We start from the raw sequence: 3,040 nt of genomic DNA, 5'->3' as shown, positions 1-3,040 counted from the left end.
TATAAAAGACAGGGGGCAGGGGGCGGGGGAGAAAAATATTCTTTTGCAACTGACAACTGACCAATAACCAATAACCAATGACCAATGACAACTAACAACTAACCAATTAGTCATTCCCAGCCTAAACTAGATCATTAGCAACTTGGATAATTACCAATTTATTTACTGAGCAGGTCTGAAAGCATGGAACTAACGCTAGAAAATGTAGAAACCGTATTAGACGAGATGCGCCCTTATCTGATCTCTGATGGTGGTAACGTGGAAGTTGTAGAATTGGATGGACCAATTGTTAAACTCCGGTTACAAGGTGCTTGTGGTTCTTGTCCTAGTTCTACTATGACTCTGAGAATGGGTATTGAACGCCGTCTCAAGGAAATGATTCCCGAAATCTCCGAGATAGAACAAATCATGTAAATCACTCGTAATGGGGAATGGGGGAAGAGGTAATTGGTAAGATATACTTGTCACCTGTTCCCCGTTCCCTATTTTCCATCACCTACTCTCTTATATATTATATGTCTCATCCTTTGCACGTTGCGTTTATCTGGCATCAACATCAACCGTTGTACAAGTCTCCTGAAAATGGTAGTTCTCTAGTGACTAGCCAGCAGTACCGCTTGCCTTGGGTACGTTTACATGGGACTAAGGATTATTTGGATTTAGTATTATTGTTAGAGAAGTATCCTAAACTGCACCAAACGGTGAATTTAGTTCCCTCGTTAATATTGCAAATAGAAGATTATGTTGCAGGTACGGCTTTTGACCCTTATTTAACTGCTAGTTTGACTCCTGTAGAAAAGTTGACTCGTGAACAAAAAGAGTTTATTGTTCAACATTTCTTTGATGCTAACCATCATACTTTGATTGATCCTCATCCTCGTTATGCCCAGTTGTATTATCAAAGACAGGAACAGGGACAAAGTTGGTGTTTAGCAAATTGGCAGTTGTCAGATTATGGGGATTTACTAGCTTGGCATAATTTAGCTTGGATTGATCCTTTGTTTTGGCACGACCCGGAAATTGCAGCTTGGTTAGAACAAGGACGTAATTTTAGTTTAGGCGATCGCCAACGCATTTATTCCAAACAGCGGCAAATTCTCAGTCAGATTATTCCCCAACATCGGAAAATGCAGTCAAGTGGACAACTGGAAGTTACCACTACTCCCTATACTCACCCGATTTTACCCTTATTAGCTGATACTAATTCAGGACGGGTGGCTGTGCCGCAGATGACATTACCCAAACAGCAGTTTCAGTGGGTGGAAGATATCCCCCGGCATTTACAAAAATCCTGGGATTTGTATATAGATAGGTTTGGGCAAGATCCTAGAGGTTTATGGCCTTCTGAACAGTCCGTTAGTCCAGAAATTTTACCGTATATTATTAAACAAGGGTTTAAATGGATTTGCTCAGATGAAGCGGTTTTAGGCTGGTCATTAAAACACTTCTTTCATCGTGACGCTGCGGGAAATGTCCAAGAACCAGAATTGCTCTATCGTCCCTATCGTCTGCAAACTGCCGCTGGTGATGTATCTATAGTTTTTCGGGATCATAGATTATCGGATTTAATTGGTTTTACCTATGGATCTATGCCGGCAAAGAAAGCAGCAGCGGATTTAGTTGGACATTTGCAAGCGATCGCTAAACAACAAAAAGAAAGTAACGATGATCAACCTTGGTTAGTGACAATTGCCCTAGACGGGGAAAATTGTTGGGAATTTTATCCCCACGACGGGAAAGACTTCTTAGAAACATTGTATGAAAGTTTGAGCAATGAACCCCATATCAAACTTGTCACCGTTTCCGAATTCATTGAAAAACACCCACCTACCGCCACTATTCCCGCTGCACAACTCCATAGCGGTTCTTGGGTAGACGGCAATTTTACCACATGGATAGGAGATCCCGTCAAAAACCGCGCCTGGGACTATCTCACCGCAGCTAGACAAGTCTTAGCAAATCATCCCGAAGCCACAGAACAAAGCAACCCAGCAGCCTGGGAAGCCCTATATGCGGCTGAAGGTTCAGACTGGTTTTGGTGGTTTGGAGAGGGACATTCTTCTAATCAAGATGCCATTTTTGACCAATTATTTCGGGAACATCTCTATGGCATTTACAAAGCCTTAAATGAACCCATACCTCCATATCTGCACACCCCCCTAGAAATCCATCAAGCCCGTTCTGACCATAAACCACAAGGCTTTATTCATCCCGTCATAGATGGTAAAGGTGATGAACAAGATTGGGACAAATCTGGGCGCATCGAAGTTGGTGGTGCCAGAGGAACAATGCACAACAGCAGCACTATCCAACGTTTATGGTATGGGGTAGACCATTTGAATTTTTATGTGCGAGTAGATTTTAAAACAGGTGCTGTTCCTGGCAAAGATATACCTCCAGATTTGCACCTATTCTGGTATTATCCAGATAGAACAATGGTGAATAGTTCCATACCTCTAGCCGAAGTACCAGACAGCGCACCTTTGAATTATCTATTTCACCATCATTTGGAAGTTAATTTACTCAGTCAATCGGTGCAGTTTCGAGCCGCAGGAGATAATTATCTATGGTATCCCCGTGCCTCTCGCGCCCAAGTTGCCTTAGATTCTTGTTTAGAAATAGCAGTACCTTGGGCTGATTTGCGAGTCCCTCCAGATTATCCTCTGCGGTTGATTTTGGTGTCTTCTGATGATGGTTGTTTTTCTGGTTATGTTCCAGAAAATGGTCTGATTCCGATTGATGTTCCTTAGAGAACTCCACAAAAAAAATGATCCAATTTTGTGGGATGGGCATCCTTGCCCGTCCTTGATGATTAGCGGGCAATTCGTCCCGTACCACAAGAAATTTTGGGATATTTTTTTGATTGGAAGTCTCTAATAAACCTGTGCTGCATGAGTTGTCATTGCGAGTGAAAGGAAGCAATCTCTTGACAACCGATAAACCACCTAACGCAAAAATCTCTCAAACCCTTATTCCTCTGTGTCCTCTGCGCCTCCGTGGTTCGTTAATCAGGATAATTTATTTCTTGGAAGTCCCTTAA

Annotated in this window: 2 protein-coding genes; both read left to right on the top strand. The window is 42.4% G+C overall.

The window, feature by feature from the left end:
• The first annotated feature begins 183 nt into the window (after positions 1-183).
• The gene (locus tag IQ228_RS24000) at positions 184-414 is read left to right on the top strand and encodes a NifU family protein (protein ID WP_027402712.1); all 231 of its coding nucleotides are present in this window, start codon (positions 184-186) and stop codon (positions 412-414) included.
• A gap of 101 nt (positions 415-515) precedes the next feature.
• On the top strand, positions 516-2,750 hold the full coding sequence (locus IQ228_RS23995; protein WP_027402711.1) for a glycoside hydrolase: 2,235 nt from the start codon (positions 516-518) through the stop codon (positions 2,748-2,750).
• Positions 2,751-3,040: the final 290 nt, after the last annotated feature.

The sequence above is a fragment of the Dolichospermum sp. LEGE 00246 genome (assembly GCF_015207865.1).
GTDB classification, from domain to species: domain Bacteria; phylum Cyanobacteriota; class Cyanobacteriia; order Cyanobacteriales; family Nostocaceae; genus Dolichospermum; species Dolichospermum heterosporum.
Note: the sequence above shows the minus strand (reverse complement) of the source record. Positions and strands in the feature narration are given on the sequence as shown.

What these genes read in the sequence shown, in the direction of transcription:
- IQ228_RS23995 (WP_027402711.1), top strand. Translation starts at nt 516, where the DNA reads ATGTCTCATCCTTTGCACGTTGCGTTTATCTGGCATCAACATCAACCG.
- IQ228_RS24000 (WP_027402712.1), top strand. Translation starts at nt 184, where the DNA reads ATGGAACTAACGCTAGAAAATGTAGAAACCGTATTAGACGAGATGCGC.